The 18,678-nt window shown below is 74.4% G+C and carries 16 protein-coding genes; 10 read left to right on the forward strand and 6 right to left on the reverse strand.

Annotation, left to right across the window (positions count from 1 at the left end; translation table 11 throughout):
• Positions 1–4: 4 nt before the first annotated feature.
• Entirely contained in the window at positions 5–1,639 is a 1,635-nt protein-coding gene (gene lnt / locus ABZ404_RS02065; protein ID WP_358837377.1) for an apolipoprotein N-acyltransferase, read from the reverse strand.
• A gap of 222 nt (positions 1,640–1,861) precedes the next feature.
• Here lnt and ABZ404_RS02070 point away from each other — a divergent pair, with 222 nt between their 5' ends.
• Positions 1,862–2,923, forward strand: coding sequence for an O-antigen ligase family protein (locus ABZ404_RS02070; protein ID WP_358990039.1), 1,062 nt, complete (start codon positions 1,862–1,864; stop codon positions 2,921–2,923).
• A 256-nt stretch (positions 2,924–3,179) separates the two neighbouring features.
• On the opposite strand, the gene ABZ404_RS02075 is transcribed toward ABZ404_RS02070, so the two are convergent.
• Both ABZ404_RS02075 and ABZ404_RS02080 read right to left on the reverse strand, forming a co-directional pair.
• Positions 3,180–3,758, reverse strand: coding sequence for a hypothetical protein (locus tag ABZ404_RS02075; RefSeq protein ID WP_358832444.1), 579 nt, complete (start codon positions 3,756–3,758; stop codon positions 3,180–3,182).
• Positions 3,759–3,824: 66 nt separating this feature from the next.
• Entirely contained in the window at positions 3,825–4,610 is a 786-nt protein-coding gene (locus tag ABZ404_RS02080; protein WP_358832443.1) for an aspartate/glutamate racemase family protein, read from the reverse strand.
• 58 nt (positions 4,611–4,668) lie between these two features.
• Here ABZ404_RS02080 and ABZ404_RS02085 point away from each other — a divergent pair, with 58 nt between their 5' ends.
• Positions 4,669–5,844 carry a glycosyltransferase gene (locus ABZ404_RS02085; RefSeq protein WP_358832442.1) on the forward strand — a complete coding sequence of 392 codons (1,176 nt, stop codon included), beginning with the start codon at positions 4,669–4,671 and terminating at the stop codon, positions 5,842–5,844.
• Positions 5,845–5,922: 78 nt separating this feature from the next.
• Here ABZ404_RS02085 and ABZ404_RS02090 read toward each other — a convergent pair whose 3' ends face one another.
• A complete protein-coding gene (locus tag ABZ404_RS02090; protein WP_358832441.1) occupies positions 5,923–7,260 on the reverse strand; it encodes a TerD family protein in 1,338 nt (445 codons plus the stop codon).
• 243 nt (positions 7,261–7,503) lie between these two features.
• On the opposite strand from ABZ404_RS02090, the gene ABZ404_RS02095 reads away from it, so the two are divergent.
• The 4 genes from ABZ404_RS02095 to ABZ404_RS02110 all read left to right on the forward strand — a co-directional run bounded on the left by ABZ404_RS02095 (position 7,504) and on the right by ABZ404_RS02110 (position 12,114).
• Positions 7,504–7,956 (forward strand): DUF6643 family protein, encoded by a 453-nt coding sequence (locus ABZ404_RS02095; protein ID WP_358832440.1) that lies wholly within the window; start codon positions 7,504–7,506, stop codon positions 7,954–7,956.
• 79 nt (positions 7,957–8,035) lie between these two features.
• The gene (locus ABZ404_RS02100) at positions 8,036–8,869 is read left to right on the forward strand and encodes an MOSC N-terminal beta barrel domain-containing protein (RefSeq protein ID WP_358832439.1); all 834 of its coding nucleotides are present in this window, start codon (positions 8,036–8,038) and stop codon (positions 8,867–8,869) included.
• 142 nt (positions 8,870–9,011) lie between these two features.
• Positions 9,012–9,617: a hypothetical protein gene (locus ABZ404_RS02105; RefSeq protein ID WP_358832438.1), complete on the forward strand. Its 606-nt coding sequence runs from the start codon at positions 9,012–9,014 to the stop codon at positions 9,615–9,617.
• A gap of 91 nt (positions 9,618–9,708) precedes the next feature.
• Positions 9,709–12,114, forward strand: a complete 2,406-nt coding sequence (locus ABZ404_RS02110; RefSeq protein ID WP_358832437.1) for a right-handed parallel beta-helix repeat-containing protein — start codon at positions 9,709–9,711, stop codon at positions 12,112–12,114.
• 22 nt (positions 12,115–12,136) lie between these two features.
• Here the strand turns inward: ABZ404_RS02110 and ABZ404_RS02115 are convergent, their stop codons facing one another.
• Positions 12,137–14,413 (reverse strand): hypothetical protein, encoded by a 2,277-nt coding sequence (locus ABZ404_RS02115; RefSeq protein WP_358832436.1) that lies wholly within the window; start codon positions 14,411–14,413, stop codon positions 12,137–12,139.
• Positions 14,414–14,661: 248 nt separating this feature from the next.
• Here ABZ404_RS02115 and ABZ404_RS02120 point away from each other — a divergent pair, with 248 nt between their 5' ends.
• Together ABZ404_RS02120 and ABZ404_RS02125 are read left to right on the forward strand one after the other, a co-directional pair.
• Positions 14,662–15,522, forward strand: a complete 861-nt coding sequence (locus ABZ404_RS02120) for a DeoR/GlpR family DNA-binding transcription regulator (protein WP_358832435.1) — start codon at positions 14,662–14,664, stop codon at positions 15,520–15,522.
• A gap of 72 nt (positions 15,523–15,594) precedes the next feature.
• Positions 15,595–16,089, forward strand: coding sequence for an SRPBCC family protein (locus ABZ404_RS02125; protein WP_358832434.1), 495 nt, complete (start codon positions 15,595–15,597; stop codon positions 16,087–16,089).
• A 113-nt stretch (positions 16,090–16,202) separates the two neighbouring features.
• Here ABZ404_RS02125 and ABZ404_RS02130 read toward each other — a convergent pair whose 3' ends face one another.
• Complete coding sequence (locus ABZ404_RS02130; protein ID WP_358832433.1) at positions 16,203–17,300, reverse strand: PLP-dependent cysteine synthase family protein; 1,098 nt, start codon at positions 17,298–17,300, stop codon at positions 16,203–16,205.
• Between the two features lie 288 nt (positions 17,301–17,588).
• Between ABZ404_RS02130 and ABZ404_RS02135 the strand changes: the two genes are divergently transcribed.
• Complete coding sequence (locus ABZ404_RS02135; protein ID WP_358832432.1) at positions 17,589–17,915, forward strand: hypothetical protein; 327 nt, start codon at positions 17,589–17,591, stop codon at positions 17,913–17,915.
• Between the two features lie 145 nt (positions 17,916–18,060).
• A complete protein-coding gene (locus ABZ404_RS02140) occupies positions 18,061–18,597 on the forward strand; it encodes an ATP-binding protein (RefSeq protein WP_358832431.1) in 537 nt (178 codons plus the stop codon).
• The last annotated feature ends 81 nt before the right edge of the window (positions 18,598–18,678 follow it).

An 18,678-nucleotide genomic window follows, 5' to 3' on the forward strand; every position in this document is an offset into this window, starting at 1 on the left:
GACCCTAACGAGCCCCGCCGACATCGGTCCCCGCGGCGCGGCGCGCGCGGACGGTACGGCCGACCGCCCACCCCAGGCCTGCCGCGGCGAGCGCCACCAGGGTCCACTCGGGGGCCGTGCCGAGCCGGGTCGCCGGGGTCTTTGACGATCGCAGCGGCACCGTGGCCACCAGCGAGTCCGGGGTGAACATCTTCGTCTTCTGGACGACTTCGCCGTCCGGCATGATCACCGCGCTGACCCCGCTGGTGACCGGGACGGTGACGGTCCGGCTGTGCTCGACCGCCCGCACCCGCGACATGGCGAGCTGCTGATAGGTCATCTCGCTGCGGTCGAAGGTGGCGTTGTTGCTCGGTACGGAGATGATCCGCGCGCCGTGCGTGACGGTGTCGCGCACGGCCCAGTCGAAGGCCGCCTCGTAGCAGGTGGCGATGCCGACCTCGGTGCCCGCCATGTCGAACACCCCCGCCCTGGTGCCGCGGCTGAAGTCCTGGCGGACCATGGAGACATAGCCCGGACTGAACTGCTTGATGAGGCCGCGCAGCGGGATGTACTCGCCGAAGGGCTGGATCTGCCGCTTGTCGTAGGTGGCTCCGGGGCCGGTCCTCGGGTCCCACAGCACCTGCTCGTTGAAGAGCCGTCCGTCGGGCCGCTCCACGACCGCGCCCACCGACACGGGCGCCCCGATCGCCCGGACGGCCCGGTCGATGTCGGTGTACGCCTGGGCGTCGGTGTACGGGTCGACGTCCGAGGAGTTCTCCGGCCAGAGCACGAAGTCGGGCTTGGCGGCCTTGCCCGCCTTCACCCGGTCCGCGAGGCGCAGGGTCTCGCGGATGTGGTAGTCGAGGACCGCGCGGCGCTGTTCGTTGAAGTCCAGGCCCAGGCGCGGCACATTGCCCTGGATCACGGCGACCGTGGCGGTGCCGTTCTCGGCCGCGTCGCTGACCAGCCCGGTCGCGGCGAGCGCGGCGGCGACCGGGGCGAGCAGGGCGGCCAGGGCGGCGGCCGCGGCTCCCCTGCGCAGGGTGCCGGTGGCGCGCAGGCGCAGCCCCTGGCGCACGCACGCGTACAGCCCGAAGCCGCAGAGGACGACGGCGAAGCCGAGGACGGGCGTGCCGCCCAGGGCGGCGAGCGGCAGGAACACCCCGTCCGCCTGGCCGAAGGCGAGTTTGCCCCAGGGGAAGCCGCCGAACGGCACGCGCGCGCGTGCCGCCTCGGAGGCGATCCATACGGCGGCGGCCCACACCGGCGCCGCGGGCAGCCGCGAGACGACCGCCATGCCGGCACCCGCGGCGGCGACCCCGAGCGCCTCGATGGCCGCGAGCGCCAGCCAGGGGCCGGGGCCGACCTCCACGCCCGTCCAGACGAGCAGCGGCAGCAGGAAGCCGAGACCGAAGAGGTAGCCGAGACCGAATCCGGCCTTCCAGGCGCGCCCGTGCAGACAGGCGGCGAGGAGGGCGAAGGCGGGCACCGCCAGCCACCACAGGGGCCGGGGCGGGAAGCTCAGGTACAGGAGCACACCGGACAGCGCGGCCGTGGCGGGCCGGACGAGCCGGTGCAGCAGCCGACGGCCGCGCGAGGCGGGGGCGGGCTGCGGTTCGAGCTGCTCTGGCTCGGCTGTGGGGGTGGTGGTCGTGCTCACCCGGCGGAGTCTACGGCCGCGGGCTGTGCCTGTGTCGGACCGGTTCGTACAGTAACCGTCCCCATGCGCACGATGACCGGCGACGGGTGTGCGATCGGTACGTACGCGCGCGTAGGGGCTTCGGACCGCGCCCCGGACCGGAACGTTTCCGCACGATCTGTACCCGGATCGCGCCTCGCACCACTACGGTGTGCGCAGTCCGTAGACGGCCGGGGGGCGGGGATGAGCGCGAGAACAGGCGGATCCGCCGCACCCGGGCGCCGGGCCGCGCCGGATCTCGTCGGCGTCCTGGTGCTCGGCGCCTGCGCCGGCTGGTCGCTGGTCACGGCGGCGGGGCGGGAGGCCCGTCCGGAGGGCGTGCTGCTCGCGGTGCTCGCGGTCGCCGCCGGGTACGCGCTGGGCCGGATCAGCGGCAGCCTGGTGCCGGTGGCGACGGCGGCCTGCGCCGCGACCGCGGGCCTGCTCCTCGCCTACGCCTCCCGGGACGGCGTTCCCGGCGCCACGGTCGATCCGCTCCCCGGCCACATCGGCGTCTCCGCGGCGCTCCCCGCCCTGGCAGCGGGCGCGGCCTGCTGCGGCGCCTGGGCGGCCCGGACGGCGGCGGCCCGCCTCGTCCTGCGGCTGCTCGCCGCCGGATGCGCGGGCACGGCCCTCGCGCTCGGCTCGGCGGCGGGCTGCGTGGCCGCCCTCGGCATCCTGCTGTGCTCGCTGGCGGCGGCCCGGATGCGGCACCGGACGGTGGGACTCGCGGGGCTCGCGGCGGTCGCCGCCCTGGTGGCGGGAGGATCGGTCGCCGTGGCCGAGGACGTGCTGCCCGCCGGACTCACCGTCTCCCTGGAGGGCCAGCTCACCCCGGAGCGCGTGCTGCTGTGGCGGGACGCGATGGACCTGGCCGAGGAGCACCCGCTGCGGGGCACGGGCCCCGACCGGTTCGGCGGGCTGAGCCCGGTGGCACTGCAGTCGCCCGTCGCCGCCGGCAAGCCGCACTCCGCCCTGCTCCAGCAGACGTCCGAGCAGGGCGTGCTGGGCACCGGCCTGCTCGCGGCCACCTACGGCTGGCTCCTCTACGCGCTGTGGCGCTCGCCCCGCACCACCCCGGTCGTCCTCACGGCGGGCGCGGCGCTCACCGCGCTGGCCGCCTTCGCCTGCGTCGGCAACGCGCTGAGCTTCTCCCCGGTGACGATGGGCGCGGGCCTGCTGGCGGGCCTGGCCACCGCACGGCCGCACGGGGACGGGCAACCGGAGGCGGAGCGGGATGCCGAGGTCGTGCACGCGGGCGGGTGAAGGGCGTACGCGGGAAGCGGTGCGAGCGCTGTCGTGAACGTACGAGTCGGGCCCGGTCGCGCACGCGCGCGTAGGGGCGGTCTCGGGTACGTCGTGCGTACGGATACGCGTGCGTGTTACGGGTGCGTCGGCCGTAGCGCGTACGGATACGAGCGCGCGCGTGGTGCGGAGAGGATTCGGGTGCGTAGTCCGTACGGGTGGAGCGGCGCCGTACGTACGGACAGAGACGTACCGGAACGCGCGGCCCGGCGGGGCGTCAGGCCCCGGCGTGCTTCGTGGTGGCGAGCAGGCGCAGACGGGCGCGGATGACGCGGACCGCGGCCTCGGCGTCGTCCACCGTCACCGTGAAGACGCGGCCGTCCCCGAGGCGCAGCACCAGGCCCTCGCCTCGGCGTACGACGACGGCGGTGCCCTTCTCCGGGCGCCAGCGGTAGCCCCAGCCGCCCCACTGGCGCGGGGTGACGCGGGGCGCGAAGTCCGCGTCCACCACCTCGGCGAGCGAGATGCGGCGGCGCGGGAGGCCGATGTGGCCGCAGCGCACTTCCAGGCAGTCGTCGTCCACCTTCACGGCCACATGGACGAAGGCGAGCGTTCCGTAGATGACCAGGAGCCCGGCGGCGACACAGCCGATCACGGACATGAGGAGCGGGGCGATGCCGGACGTCCAGGTGGAGTCGACGGCCAGCTCCACGCCCAGCGCCACACAGGCGGCGCCGGCGGCGGCGAGCAGCCACTGGACCCGGTTGGTCGCCCGACCGGTCCAGATCGCCGGCTGCGATGAGAGCGCCGGCGCGCCGCGGTCGTGCGCCGGAGGCTCGGGGGGGAGGTCCCTCATGCCTAGCAGAGTACTCAGATTCCCCGGAACCGGCAGTGACGCCACTCTCAGTGAGCGGGGCCACGGTCAGCCGGAGACGGTGACCTTCTGAAGGAGGCGGCCCTCCGGATAGCCGAGGGCGGTGTCCGAGAGGGCGCCCGGGCGGCCGTTGAGCAACACGGTCAGGTCTCCGGTGGGCGCGGCGCCCGGCAGGGCCTCGATTCCGGCCCGGCGCAGCGCCTGGGCGGCGACGGCCGGGGCACTGGCGTACAGGCCGGGTGCGGCGAGGCCGGGGCGACGGACGGCCTCACGGACCCGCTCGGCGACCAGCTCGTAATGGGTGCAGCCCAGGACGACGTCCCTTACGTCCTCGGGGGTCCGTTCGGCCGCGGCGGCGATGGCCAGCTCGATGGCGGCCTCGTCGCCGTGCTCGATCGCGTCCGCGAGTCCGGGGCAGGGGACCTCGGTGACCTCGACGCCGTCGGCGAACTCACGGATGAGCCCGCGCTGGTAGGGGCTGCCGGTGGTGGCCGGGGTGGCCCAGATGGCGACGGGTCCGCCGTGGGCCGCGGCCGGCTTGATCGCCGGTACGGTCCCGATCACCGGGATGCGCGGTTCGAGCGCGGCGCGCAGGGCCGGAAGGGCGTGCACCGAGGCGGTGTTGCAGGCCACGATCAGGACGTCCGGCCGCAGCTCGGCGGCGGCGCGTGCCACGCCGAGCGCGCGGGCGGTGACGTCCTCGGGCGTGCGCGGGCCCCACGGCATGCTGTCGGGGGCGGAGGAGAGGACGAGGTCGGCGTCCGGCCGCAGCCGGCGCACGGCGGCGGCCGCCGCCAGCAGGCCGATTCCGGAGTCCATGAGCGCGATCTTCACCCGGTCACCATAGTCGACCGCCCCCGCGCACCGGCCCGGGTGGTGCAGACTGCGGCGGATGAGCGCCCTCGTATGGATCGCCGCGGTGTCCTTGGTCTGCTGGCTCTGGCTGCTGCTCGGCCAGGGGTTCTTCTGGCGCACCGACCAGCGGCTGCCCGCCCGGTCCGCCCCGCCGGACTGGCCTTATGTCGCCGTCGTCGTCCCGGCCAGGGACGAGGCCGGGGTGCTGCCGCACAGCCTGCCCACGCTGCTCGCGCAGGACTATCCGGGCGAGGCGGAGGTCTTCCTGGTCGACGACGGGAGTTCGGACGGCACGGGTGAGCTGGCGCGGGCGCTCGCCGCGCGGGAGGAGTGCGCGCTGCCGCTGACCGTGGTCGAGCCGGGCGAGCCGGGCCCCGGCTGGACGGGGAAGCTGTGGGCGCTGCGTCAGGGCATCGCGCTGGCCCGCGCGCGCGAGCCGGAGTACCTGCTGCTCACCGACGCCGACATCGCCCATGAGCCGGACAGCCTGCGGGAGTTGGTGGCCGCGGCCCGCTCGGGCGGCTTCGACCTGGTGTCGCAGATGGCGCGGCTGCGGGTGGCGAGCGGCTGGGAGCGGCTGGTGGTGCCGGCCTTCGTCTACTTCTTCGCGCAGCTCTACCCCTTCCGCTGGGTCAACAGCCCCGGGGCGCGCACGGCGGCGGCGGCCGGGGGCTGTGTCCTTCTCCGTACGGACGCGACGGAGCGGGCCGGCATCCCGGACTCGGTACGCCAGGCGGTCATCGACGACGTGTCGGTGGCGCGCGCGGTGAGCCGTTCGGGCGGCCGGATCTGGCTGGGGCTCGCGGAGCGCGTCGACAGCGTGCGCGCCTATCCGCGCCTCTCCGACCTGTGGCGGATGATCTCGCGCAGCGCCTACACCCAGCTGCGGCACAGTCCGCCGCTGCTGCTCGGGACCGTCGCGGGGCTCGCGCTGGTCTACCTCGTGCCCCCGGTCGCGCTCTTCGCCGGGCTGATCCTGGGCGACGCCGTGGCGGCGTGGGCGGGCGGCCTGGCGTGGCTGGTGATGGCCGGGACGTACGTACCGATGCTGCGCTACTACCGCCAGCCGCCCGCCCTGGCGCCACTGCTGCCGTTCACCGCGTTCCTGTACCTGCTGATGACGGTGGATTCCGCCGTCCAGCACTACCGGGGGCGCGGGGCCGCCTGGAAGGGGCGCACGTATACGCGCCCGGAGGCCGCACCGGACCAGTGAGCCGGTACGGCCGGGCTCCCGCCCCACGGCGTACGGCCGCCACGCGCGCGGGGACCCGGCGCCCCGGCCTCGCGCGCGTCACTTGCGGCCGGGCGTCCAGTTCATGCCCCACCCGTACGCCTGGTCGACGGTGCGCTGCGGGCTGACACCGCGCGCGGGCACCAGATAGCGGGCCTCGCGCTGGACGACGAGGTCGCCGCCCTCGTTGGTGAGCAGCGCGAGGGCGCAGACCGTGGAGGGCACGGTGCACTCGTCGAGCGAGAAGTCGATCGCGGCGCCGTGCTGCGGCTGGAGGGTGACGGTGGCGTGCAGGTCGGCGAAGCTGCGCGCGCCCGCGTAGATCGTCACGAAGATCAGGACGCGGCGGAGCCGGTCCTTGTGGTCGAGGTTGACCGTGAGGTTCTCGCCGGAGGTGCGCGCGCCGGTGCGGTCGTCGCCGTCGAGGTGGATGTACGGCGGCCGGCCGAGCGAGCCGAAGGCGTTGCCGAGCGCCTGGACGACGCCCTTGCGGCCGTCCGTGAGCTCGTAGAGCGCGCACAGGTCCAGGTCGAGGTCGGCGTGGTTGGCGACGGCTCTGCCGAGCTTGGCGCCCCAGCCGCTGAACTGCTTGCGCGTCTGCCAGTTGAGATTGACCCGCAGCGCCCCCGAACTGCCGCCCTGCTTGGCGAGCGAGACGGTGGGGGCCGCCTTGGTCAGGGTCACTTTGGACAGCCGTACGGGGGCGGCGGCGGGGGGCGCGGGCGGAGGCGGCGGAGTCGCGGCCGGGAAGGCGGGGGCGGGCGCCGCGGACGCGGGAGCGGCCGGTGCGGGGCTGCTGGGCGGGGCGGGGGCGGGCGAGGCAGGAGCCGGAGCGGCCGGGGCGGGGCCGGGCGGGGCCGCCGCCCGGGGGCGGTCGACCGTGATCCCGAAGTCCGTTGCCAGCCCTTCGAGTCCGGAGTCGTACCCCTGGCCCACCGCCCGGAACTTCCACGCGCCCTGGCGCCGGTAGAGCTCCCCCAGGATGAACGCCGTCTCCACGGACGCGTCCGCGCTGTCGAAGCGGGCGAGCTCCGCACCGCTCCCCGCGTCCAGGACGCGGACGCAGAGCCCCGGGACGCGGCCAAACGTTCCTCCGTCGGCGGACGCGGCCAGTACCACACGCTCCACCTCGTCCTCCACGCGCGCGAGGTCGACGAGGAGCGTGTCCGTGACCCCCTCGGTCGAACTCCGCTTGCCCTCGTGCCGTACCGCGCCCGAGGCGTGCGCGGGCTGGTTGTAGAAGACGAAGTCGGCGTCGGAGCGGACCTTCCCGGTGCCCGCCGCGATCAGCAGGGCCGAGGCGTCGGCGTCCGGCACCCCGGGGCCGGAGCGCCAGGCCAGCTCGACGCGTACGACCGGCGCCGGAACCGGAACGTTGGACCCTTTAAGCATGGACATGCTCGCCCCCATCGCGAGTCGGGGTGCCGAAGATTCTCCGCACCGTCAACCTAAACCCCGGCGGACGTTCCGGCACCCGCCGGTAACCCCTTCCGAGCTTGGCCTTTACAGGATTGATGGCCTCCCGGGCGACCGATTTTCCCACGTTCGCTCGCATTGGGGCCGTGCGGTCACTCCGAACCCGTAAAACAACCCCCTTATCGGGCTCCCCAACGACCACATCGTGGGCTTAACTTATGTGCCATGACCTCCCCCCGCTCCACCTATGGCGGCGGTTACTACTCCGCGCCGTCCTTCCCGGACACCCCCATCTACGACTCCCTCGTCGCAGAACGCGGCACGCCCCAGATCGCCCCGATCCGCGTGCCCGCCCTGTACGACACCGGCAGCAGCTATCTGCCGGCCCTCCCGGCCGCGCTTCCCGCCCTGCCCGCCGGTCCCTCCCAGCAGCCTGCCTACGCCTCGTCGTACGGCTACCAGCAGGCACCGCAGCCCATGCCGTTGCAGAGCGCGCCCGCGCCCTACATCCCGCAGCAGACCGCTGCCCCGCGCGCCTATCCGGGCCCGCAGGTCCAGCAGCAGCGGATGGCCCCGACCGGGTACGAGGCGATGCGCCCCGCGGCCCCGCGGCCCGCGCCCGCCCCGGCGCCCTACTACGACGGCTACCAGCAGCCGTACCAGAACACGGGGTACTGAGCGGGAGGCACCGCGCGGGGCGGGACCCCGCTCCGCCGGCGGCCGACCGGATGTCCGAGGCGGCTGGCAGGATTGACTCATGGAGAGTCCGGTTCAGCCCGTCGTGCGCGACATCAACGTCTACCCCGTCAAGTCGGTCGGGGGGTACCGACTCGACGAGGTGCCGGTCGAGCCCTGGGGGCCGGTCGGCGACCGCCGCTGGATGGTCGTCGACGCCTCCGGTAAGGCCGTGACCCAACGCGAGCGCGCGCGGCTCGCGTTGGCGGCCGCCCGGGCGCTGCCGGACGGCTCCGTCCGGGTGTCCGCGCCCGGCAGGGAGGATCTGACCGTCGCCGTGCCCGAGCCGATCGGGCCGGTCACGGTGACGCTCTTCGGCAAGAAGGTCGAGGCGATAGCGGCGGACGAGACCGCGCACGCCTGGTTCAGCGACCACCTGGAGGCAGAGGTCCGGCTGGTCCACCTCGACGACCCCGCGACCCGGCGTCCGATCGACCCGGACTTCGCGCTGCCGGGCGAGACGGTGAGCTTCGCCGACGGCTTCCCGCTCCTGATCACCACCACGGCCTCGCTGGACGCGCTGAACTCCCTCATCGCCCAGGGCACTCACCCGCACGAGGGCCCGCTGCCGATGAACCGTTTCCGGCCCAATGTGGTGATCGACGGCACCGAGGCCTGGGCCGAGGACCACTGGACGCGGATCGCGCTCGGCGACGTGGTCTTCCGGGTCGCCAAGCCCTGCGGCCGCTGTGTCGTCACCACCACGGACCAGGCGAGCGCCGAGCGCGGCCGCGAGCCGCTGCGCACCCTGGGCCGCCACCGCCGCTTCGGCACCAAGCTGGTATTCGGCCAGAACCTGGTCCCCGAGGGCCCCGGCGTCATTCGCACCGGTGATCCCCTGCGCGTTCTCGCGTAAGCCGCCCCTGCGCGGGAACTCGTGGGAACAGCGGACGCGTTGTGCGTGCGGGGCCCCGGGTGATGTTGCTCTCTTCCGGGCCCGCCCGTGCGTACGGAGTGCCGCGCGGGGCCAGGACGCAAGCGGAAGGGGGTGCGATCCCGTGCGATCCGCAGTCGGGGTGTGGCGGTGGCGGCGGAACCCCTTGTGCCGCCGTACGGATCTGGTCGAGGCATGGGTGGCGCTGGTCGCCCTGGTGCTGATGCTGGTGGCCGCGCCGGTGCTGGGCGGCCTGTGCGGGGCGGTCAGCGACCACGCCCTCCAGCGCACGGCGGCCAGGGAGCAGCGCCAGCGCCATGCGACGACGGCCGTGGTGGTCGGCGCGGCCCACGATCGCGGCGCGCGCGCCGACGCGGAGGGCGTGGGCGGCCGGGAGGGCCGCGTCCGGGTCGTGGCCAACTGGACGGCGCACGACGGCACCGCGCACACCGGCACGGTCGCCGCCCCCAGGCGGGCCGCCCCCGTGGGCTCCACCTTCCGCATGTGGACGGACGACCGCGGCATACGGACGGGCCGCCCCCTGGACTCCACGACCGCGCACGCGCACGCGGTGTTCGCCGGTCTCGGCGCGGCAGCGGCGGCGGCCGGTCTCGTGGAGGCCGTGCGACGGCTGGTCGTATGGCGGCTGATGCGACGGCGGTACGCCCGTCTGGAGCGCGCCTGGGCCGGATACGGTCCGGACTGGGGCCGCGCGGGAGCAGGCAGCTGAGCGGTCAACCCCGCGGCCCCGCGCGCGCTACGGTGGACCATCAGTCGCACGTACAGCGTTCGCACGCACGAGGTGGGGGCACAGCAGCGCCATGGCTCAGGGCACGGTCCAGGTAACCCACACCGGCACTTCGAGGTGGCGGCGCCGTACCGGCGAATACGCCTCGCTCGCCGCTGCCCTGGAGGCCGCCGCGGACGGCGACGTCCTCACCATCGCGCCCGGCACCTACCGCGAGAACCTGGTCCTCAAGCGGGCCGTGACCCTGCGCGGCCCCGAGGGGGCGGCCGGTTCGGTGCGGATCGCCCCGGTCGACGGCGTGCCGCTGACCGTGCGCGCCTCCGCCACGGTCCAGGACCTCCAGCTGGAGGGGCAGGACGCGGCGGCGCCCGCGCTGCTGATCGAGGACGGCGCGCCCGAGCTGTGCGACCTGCGGGTGGTGACCCGCTCGGCGGTGGGCATCGAGGTGCGCGGCGCGGCCCGCCCCACCGTGCGCCGGTGCACGGTGGACAATCCGGGCGGCGTCGGCATCGGCGTACTGGACGGCGCGGGCGGCCTGTTCGAGGAGTGCGAGGTCGTCGCGGCCGGCCAGTCGGGCGTCTCGGTCCGCGCGGGCGCCCACCCCCGCCTCGAGCGCTGCCGGGTGCACCACGCCTCGGGCGCGGGCCTGTCGGTCACCGGCGACGGCACCGGCCTGGAGGCGCTGGGCTGCGAGGTGTACGAGATCAAGGGCGCCGGGGTGCAGATCGCCGCGCGCGCCACCGCGCACCTCACCGACTGCACGGTGCACCGCACCTCGGCGGACGGGGTCACCCTCGACACGGACGCGGTGCTCACGCTCGCGGACTGCGACATCCACGACATCCCCGAGAACGCGGTGGACCTGCGCTCCCGGTCGGTCCTCACCCTCACCCGCACGGCGGTGCGCGGCTTCGGCCGCAACGGCCTGTCGGTGTGGGACCCGGGGACCAGGGTGGACGCCAACCAGTGCGAGATCCACGACAGTACGGGCGACTACCCGGCGGTGTGGGTCAGCGACGGCGCCACCGCGGTGCTGGAGTCCTGCCGGGTCCACGACGTGCCGGACGCGCTGTTCGTGCTGGACCGCGGCTCGCGCGCCGACGTCGTCGACAGCGACATCTCGCAGGTGCGCAACACGGCGGTGTCGGTGAGCGACGGCGCCACCGCGCAGCTCGACGACTGCCGGATCCGGGAGGTCTCCACGGGCGCCTGGTTCCGCGACCACGGCAGCGGCGGCACCCTCGCCAACTGCACCATCGACGCGGCGCAGACCGGCGTGATCGTCACCAAGGGCGCCGACCCCCGGATCGAGCGCTGCACGGTCACCGCGCCCGCCGAGGCGGGTTTCTACGTCTCGGCCGAGGGCCGGGGCACCTTCCACGGCTGCCGGGTGACCGGCAGCGGGGGCTACGGCTTCCATGTCGTGGACGGCTGCCGTACGACGCTGACCCGCTGCCGTACGGAGCGCTGCGCGCGCGGGGGGTACGAGTTCGGCGAGGACGGGCCGGTGTCGCAGGACTGCACGAGCGACGAGAGCGGTGTGCTCACCGGGTCGGCGCAGCCGCCCGCCGCGCTGACCGCGACCCAGACCGCGGGCCTGCTCACCGCGGTCCCCGGGCAGCGCCCCACCGGGACCGCGGCGGCCCCGGAGCCCGCCGCCGCACCGGCGCGCTCCTCGCAGGACGTGCTGGGGGAACTCGACGCGCTGGTGGGTCTGGAGAGCGTCAAGCGCGAGGTGCGGGCGCTCACCGACATGATCGAGGTGGGCCGCAAGCGGCAGCGGGCCGGCCTCAAGGCCGCGTCCGTCCGGCGCCATCTGGTCTTCACCGGCTCCCCCGGCACCGGCAAGACCACGGTCGCCCGGCTCTACGGCGAGATCCTGGCCTCGCTCGGGGTGCTGGAGCGCGGCCATCTGGTCGAGGTGTCCCGCGTGGACCTGGTGGGTGAGCACATCGGGTCGACGGCGATCCGCACCCAGGAGGCGTTCGACCGGGCGCGCGGCGGAGTGCTGTTCATCGACGAGGCGTACGCGCTGTCGCCCGAGGACTCCGGCCGTGACTTCGGGCGTGAGGCCATCGACACCCTGGTGAAGCTGATGGAGGACCACCGCGAGGCCGTGGTGGTGATCGTCGCGGGGTACACGGCGGAGATGGAACGCTTCCTCAGCGTCAACCCCGGGGTGGCGTCCCGTTTCTCACGGACCATCACCTTCAGCGACTACGACCCGGACGAGCTGCTGCGGATCGTGGAGCAGCAGGCCGAGGAGCACGAGTACCGGCTGGGGAGCGGCACGGCCGAGGCACTGCTCAAGTACTTCACGGTGCTGCCCAAGGGCCCGGCGTTCGGCAACGGCCGCACCGCGCGCCAGACGTTCGAGTCGATGGTGGAGCGGCACGCGGGCCGGGTCGCCCAGTTCGCGGACGCCAGCCCCGACGATCTGAGCCTCCTCTACCCGGACGACCTGCCCGAACTCCCCTGACGGTCAGGGTAATCGGAGCTCGTCAGCGCTGGTGCGGGAGCGTCGGTGAGAGTGCGTCGAGGAGGCCGGTGCGCTCCTCGGCGAAGACCGGGTCGGCCTGGTAGTCGGAGTGGGCCAGGATCGGGGCGGGCAGCGGCTGCCGTCGCGTACGCCCGAAGGCGAGCGGGTCCAGGAGCGGGCCCCGGTCCACGGTCGTGCCGGGCAGCACCGGGCCGCCGATCGGGTCGGTGGCCCGCCACAGGTTGCGCCAGCAGTGCAGTTCCCGATGGAGGGCGGCCAGCTCCGGGCGGCCGAAGTAGGCGGGGAACCAGCGTCCGTACAGCCGCTCCAGGGGCGAGCCGTAGGTGAGCAGTGCGACGCTGCGGCGGGTGCGGGCGGGGAGCTGCCACACGGCTGCGGCGGCCAGCACGCTGCCCTGGGAGTGGCCGGAGATGACCAGACGGCCGCCGGTGCGCCCGGTCCAGGTGTTCATCCGCCAGGCGAGGTCGGGTACGGCACGCTCGGCGTAGCAGGGCGGGGCGAACGGGTGGGCGGCGCGCGGCCAGAAGGTGCCCACGTCCCAGAGGATGCCGATGGTGCGCCGGGCCGCCGCGTCCTTGTAGGCGCGCCGCCCCCAGGTGACGAAGAGCAGGAAGCCGAGGCCGGTGAACCAGGAGCCGAGCGCCTGGACGGTGTCGGCGGCCGAGGAGATGACGCCGGGCGCGTCGTCCGCCGCCCGCCCGGGGACCTGCCCGGTGGCCCAGGAGCCGGCGAGCGCGCCCGCGCCGAGCAGCAGGGTGGCGGCGGCGACGATCCCGACGAAGACGGGCGCGCGGTCGGTGAGGTGGGCCCGTGCGCGGACGGTGGCGATCCGCCGGGAGCGGGCCGCGTCCCAGATCTCCCCCGGGTAGTCCGCGAGCAGCCCCGGCTCCTCGGCGCGCGCGGCGCGCCAGACGCGTAACGCGAAGTACACGACGGCCGGGACGAGGAGCACGAGCAGGGCGGGGATCACCGAGGCCTGCCAGGTGAGCAGCGGCGGCGGGCCCGCGAAGCCGTCCCGGGGCGCGCCCGGCGTGCCCCCGCCGTCCAGCCAGTCGGCCACCCGCTGGGCGACGCCGCCCGTCATCACCCCGCCGAGCGCGCACGCCAGGAGCGCCACGGCGGGGCCGCCGAGGCCGGACAGGGCGGTGCGGGAGTCGTGGGCGCGGCGGCGCAGCAGGAGCGCGACCCCGGCGAGCAGGACGACCAGGACGCCCTGGCCCAGCGCGATGATCCCGAAGGTGCGGTCGCCGGGGAGCGCGTCGTGCGAGACCCAGCCGGGGCGCTCCCACGAGGCGTACACCATCGACAGGACGAGCAGGCCGAGGGCGATGGTGGGCAGGAAGGTGACGATGGCCCGGTCCAGGTGTTCGTCCAGGCGTGACTCGCTGCGGCCGCGGCCGCACACCACCCCCACCACGACGGCCGCGCCCGCCAGCAGAGCCGCCATCAGGAGCCGGCCCAGCGTGTCGAGCGCGGTGTTCGAGGCGGCCCGGTCGTGGCGGGCGGCGGCCGTGGTGACGGCGGCGGCGACGGTGAGGAACCCGGCGGCGGTGTGCGCGGCGCGCAGCCGGGCGACCAGCCGCCGCCCGTACCAGAAGCCGGGGCGGCTGAGCGCGGGCGCGTCCGGCTCGTCCTCGTCCCCGGCGGCGCCGAGCGGCTGCTGGGACTCGTAGGCGCTCCAGGTGCGGTTGGAGAGGTACCAGAGCAGCCCGGTCAGCGCGGCGGGGACCGGCGCGGCCAGCGCCAGGCGGCGGCCGGGCGCGCTCCACCAGCCGTGCCGCCCGGGCGCCAGGAACCCCAGCCAGGACTTGCCCTCGGCGCAGCCGGCCGTGCCCGCGCACTGCCAGGCGGCCAGGTCCAGCGCGACCTCGCAGGCGGTGGCGGTGAGCAGCACGGTCAGGCTGAGCGCGACGAGCCGCACCAGCACCCCGTAGAGCCGCACCGCGCGGCCCGAGTCGCGGGCGGGCGGGCGCATCCAGTGGGCGAGGTTGACCACCATGAACGGCAGGAGCAGCAGCCACAGGGCGCGGGCGCCGTTGCCGGAGGTGAGGTTGGCCCAGCAGTACGCCTCGGCGACCGGCCCCTCGCGGTGGCGCTCGGGGTGGTCCTCGGCGTCGGCGTCCTCGGTGCGGCGGTACACGGCCGCGGTCTCGTCCCCGGTGACCCGGACCGTACGGGGGTCGTCGAGCATGGACTGCGGGGTGGCGCCGCCGACGCCGTGGACGAGGAGTTCGAGCGCGGGCCCGCCGTCGTCGGCGGCCGGTGTGGCACGGGACACTTCTGTGACTCGCTCTCGGGGTGGGAGGATCGGCGGCGGGACGCGGCGGGGGCATCGTGCGGATCGCGGATCGTGCGGGTCCGGCGTCGTGCGGGGGCCGTCATACCTCGGCGCGCGGCCGTGGCGTGCGGGTTCTCAGGATCTCGGATCCGGGGACGCGGTGCGGTGTTCTCACGGAATCTCCCCGTGACAGGATTCGACAGATACGGCGACCAGATGTACGGCCACGCGGAAGGACCGACCCGGCAGTGAGCGACAACCAGAACCTGCTCGCGGAGCAGCGTCGCGCCCTGATCCTCGACGAGGTCAGACGGCGCGGCGGGGTGCGGGTCAACGAGCTCACCCGGAAGCTCGGCGTCTCGGACATGACGGTGCGCCGGGACCTGGACGCGCTGGCCCGCCAGGGCGTGATCGAGAAGGTGCACGGCGGGGCGGTGCCGGTGGTCGAGGCCTCCACGCACGAGCCCGGTTTCGAGGCCAAGTCGGGCCTGGAGCTGAACGCCAAGGAGGACATCGCGCGCGCGGCGGCGGCGATGGCCGTGCCGGGCAGCGCCATCGCGCTCTCGGGCGGTACGACGACGTACGCCCTGGCCCACCGGCTCCTGGACGTCCCGGATCTGACGGTGGTGACCAACTCGGTGCGGGTCGCGGACGTCTTCCACGCGGCCCAGCGGGCCGCGGGCTCCTCGGGCAGCCGGCCGGGGGCGGCGACCGTGGTGCTGACCGGCGGGGTGCGCACCCCGTCGGACTCGCTGGTGGGGCCGGTCGCGGACCAGGCGATCCGCTCGCTCCACTTCGACGTGCTCTTCCTCGGGGTGCACGGCATCTCGGTGGAGGCGGGGCTGTCCACGCCGAACCTGGCGGAGGCGGAGACCAACCGCCGGTTCGTGCGGTCCGCGCGGCGGGTCGTGGTGGTCGCCGACCACACCAAGTGGGGCACGGTGGGCCTGAGTTCGTTCGCCTCGCTGGACGAGGTGCACACGCTGGTGACGGACGCGGGGCTCACGGACGCGGCGCGCGAGGAGATGGCCGAGCATCTGCCGGGGCTGCTCGTGGCGGGCGAGGACGACGGGGCGGAGGCGGAGGGGGCTCCCGCCGAAGACATCTGACGGACCGTCAGTTAAGGTGTGCGGGCCCGTTCGCCCGTGCCCGTCCCCACCGACCGCTGGAGGTGCGGCCCGATGGCTCGCCGACTCCGTCCCGTGGAGCTCGACTTCGTCGAGACCGCTCCGCTGCGCCTGGTCTTCACCGCCGACGCGGCCGCCCCGGCGGACGCCTTGTACCGCGCGCTCGCCGAGGAGACGGCGGCCTGGCCCCAGTGGTTCGCGGCCGTGACCCACGCGCGGGCCACCGAGGGAGGCCGGGAGGTCCGGCTGCGCGGCGGCACCCGGTTCCTGGAGACGGTGATGGCCGCCGAGCCCGGCGCCCGCTACGCCTACCGGGTCGACGTCACCAACGCGCCGGGGCCGCACGCCCTGCTGGAGGAGTGGCGCCTCACCCCGACCGCCGGCGGCACGCGGGTGCGGTGGACCTTCGCGGCCGACGGCGGGGCGCCGCTGAGGTTCGCGCTGCGTCTGGGCCAGCCGGGCTTCGACCGGGCGTTCCGCGACGCCGTACGGGCCCTCGACCGCCGGCTCGCGACGTCCGACGGCGGTTCGGCGGCAGCGGCCTCCTAGGGCGTGTTGCGTCGCGGGGCAGGCGGGACTTTCGCAACACGCCCCGGGACTCAGCGGGCGCGACCGGCCCGGTTCCGGCCCGCTCGCACCGGTTGGGACTTCGCCCGGCCGTCCTACCGCGGCCACGCCCCGGTCGCCAGGAACGTGTCGATCGCCGCCGCGTACGGCGCGATGTCCAGGCCCTGTTCGGCCAGCCAGGCGTCCGAGTAGTACTTGTCGAGGTAGCGGTCGCCCGGGTCGCAGAGCAGGGTGACGACGCTGCCGGTGCGCCCGGCCGCCACCATCTCGGAGACGATCTTCAGGGCGGACCACAGGCCGGTGCCGGTGGAGCCGCCCGCCTTGCGGCCGATGGCCGCTTCGAGGGCGCGTACGGCCGCGATGCTCGCCGCGTCCGGGACCTTCATCATCCGGTCGATGGCGCCGGGCAGGAAGCTCGGCTCCATCCGGGGCCGTCCGATGCCCTCGATGCGCGAGCCGCAGTCGCTGGTCGCGTACGCGTCGCCGCGGGTCCAGCCGTCGAAGAAACAGGAGTTCTCCGGGTCCGGCACACAGATACGGGTGTCGAACTGCATGTAGTGCACATAGCGCGCGATGGTGGCCGAGGTGCCGCCGGTCCCCGCGGTGGCGACGATCCAGGCGGGCTCGGGATAGCGCTCCAGCTTCAGCTGCTGGTAGATCGACTCGGCGATGTTGTTGTTGCCGCGCCAGTCGGTGGCCCGCTCCGCGTACGTGAACTGGTCCATGTAGTGGCCGCCGGTCTCCAGGGCGAGGGCCGCGGCCTCCTCGTACATCTTGCGCGAGTCGTCCACGAAGTGGCACTGGCCGCCGTGGAACTCGATCAGCCGGCACTTCTCGGCGCTGGTGGTGCGCGGCATGACGGCGATGAACGGCACGCCCACGAGCCCCGCGAAGTACGCCTCGGAGACGGCGGTCGAGCCGCTGGAGGCCTCGATGACGGGCTTTCCGGGCCGGATCCAGCCGTTGCACAGCCCGTACAGGAAGAGGGAGCGGGCGAGGCGGTGCTTGAGGCTGCCGGTGGGGTGGGTGGACTCGTCCTTGAGGTACAGGTCGATCCCCCACCGCTCGGGCAGCGGGAAGCGCAGGAGATGGGTGTCGGCGGAGCGGTTGGCGTCGGCCTGGACCTTGCGCACGGCGTCCTTCAGCCACGCCCGGTAGGCCGCGTCGCTGCGGTCCACGTCGATGGTCTCCATGCCACTCCTCCATGTGTCGGCGCCCCGGGGGGCGGGGGCGCGCCCGGGCTGGAAATATCGTGAAGCGGGTCGCGGAAGTCGGCTGGAAAGGCGCGGCTCCGTCACTTGACAATACCGCCCTCACCTGCACAAACCTTCCCTTTGAGGATCCATAGGAGTGGCTTGTGGGACGCCCGGGAGGGGGCGTACGGGCGGCGGGCTACGGCCGATCCTCCGTGCGCCCTGGTGCGCGGGGCCATCGTTGTGCAGACTGCCCAGCAGGAACGGTACGAAGGGGGCACAGCGGCCATGACCGAGCCGGAGTTCAGCGCCAGGGGTGTGCGGATCGAACGGTGGACGCGTTCACTCACGAGGGCCGGGCAGGTCCTGATCAAGGACGGGCGGCTCGCCCTGCTCACCAGCAACGGGCGGGAGATCGACAGCGCACCGCTGCGCGCGGTCAGCGCGGGCAAGCCCCTGCTGCCGTGGACCGCCAAGGCCGATCGCACCGTGGCCAAGCTCAACGGCCACCGCTACCGGCTGACCATGGGCCAGCAGAGCGGCAGGCCGCGCGGCGCGGAGCTCGCGCAGCGTTTTCTGCAGGCGGTGCGCCCGGCGAGCGGGTCGCACGGCTGAGCGGGCCGGCGGGGCGCGAGTTGCGGAGGGTCCACCCCTGAGCCACCCTGGTCTCACATCACAGAGGGTTTACCGGCGGTCACGCTGTGATCCAGCCCGCCGGACAGACAAGCTTCTTCCGGACCTCAATCGGGGAGTCGCAGCCGTGATCAGCCAGTCGAGCAGGCATTGCACGGTGGAGCTCCAAGCCCTGCCGTCGCGGATCGGACAGGTCCGCAGAATCGTTTCAGCACAGTTGCGTTACTGGCATCTCGATCCTCTGATAGACGAGGCGGCGCTGGGCGTCACCGAGTTGCTGACCAACGTGCACCGGCACGCCCAGCCGGACAAGCTCTGCACCGTGGAGATCGAGCTGTTGCGCGACCGGCTCACGGTGTCCGTCCACGACCACGACCCGCGGATGCCCACCGTCCGCAGCACCGACCCCTTCGCCACCCACGGCCGCGGACTCGCGATGATCGCGGCGGTCAGTGAGAGCTGGGGCGTGCGCCCGCTGGGCGCCGCCGGCAAGACCGTGTGGTTCACGCTTCCCGCGCCGCCGGCCCCGGTGGCGCTGCCGCCCCGCCCGGCGTACGGGACGAAGACGGCCGGGCCGTGCCTGCACAAGCGTCCCGCCCTGGTGCGCGCCGAAGGCCGCGGCGGCCATCCGCGCACTCCCGCCCGGCTGCCCGCGGCGGGCTGACCGGACGGGCGGGCCGGACCGCACGGTGGCGGCCGGCCCGCTTCTCGCTGTTCCGCGACCGCCCGGCCGGGCGACGGGTTC

It is taken from the genome of Streptomyces sp. NPDC005878, assembly GCF_040629815.1.
GTDB lineage: Bacteria > Actinomycetota > Actinomycetes > Streptomycetales > Streptomycetaceae > Streptomyces.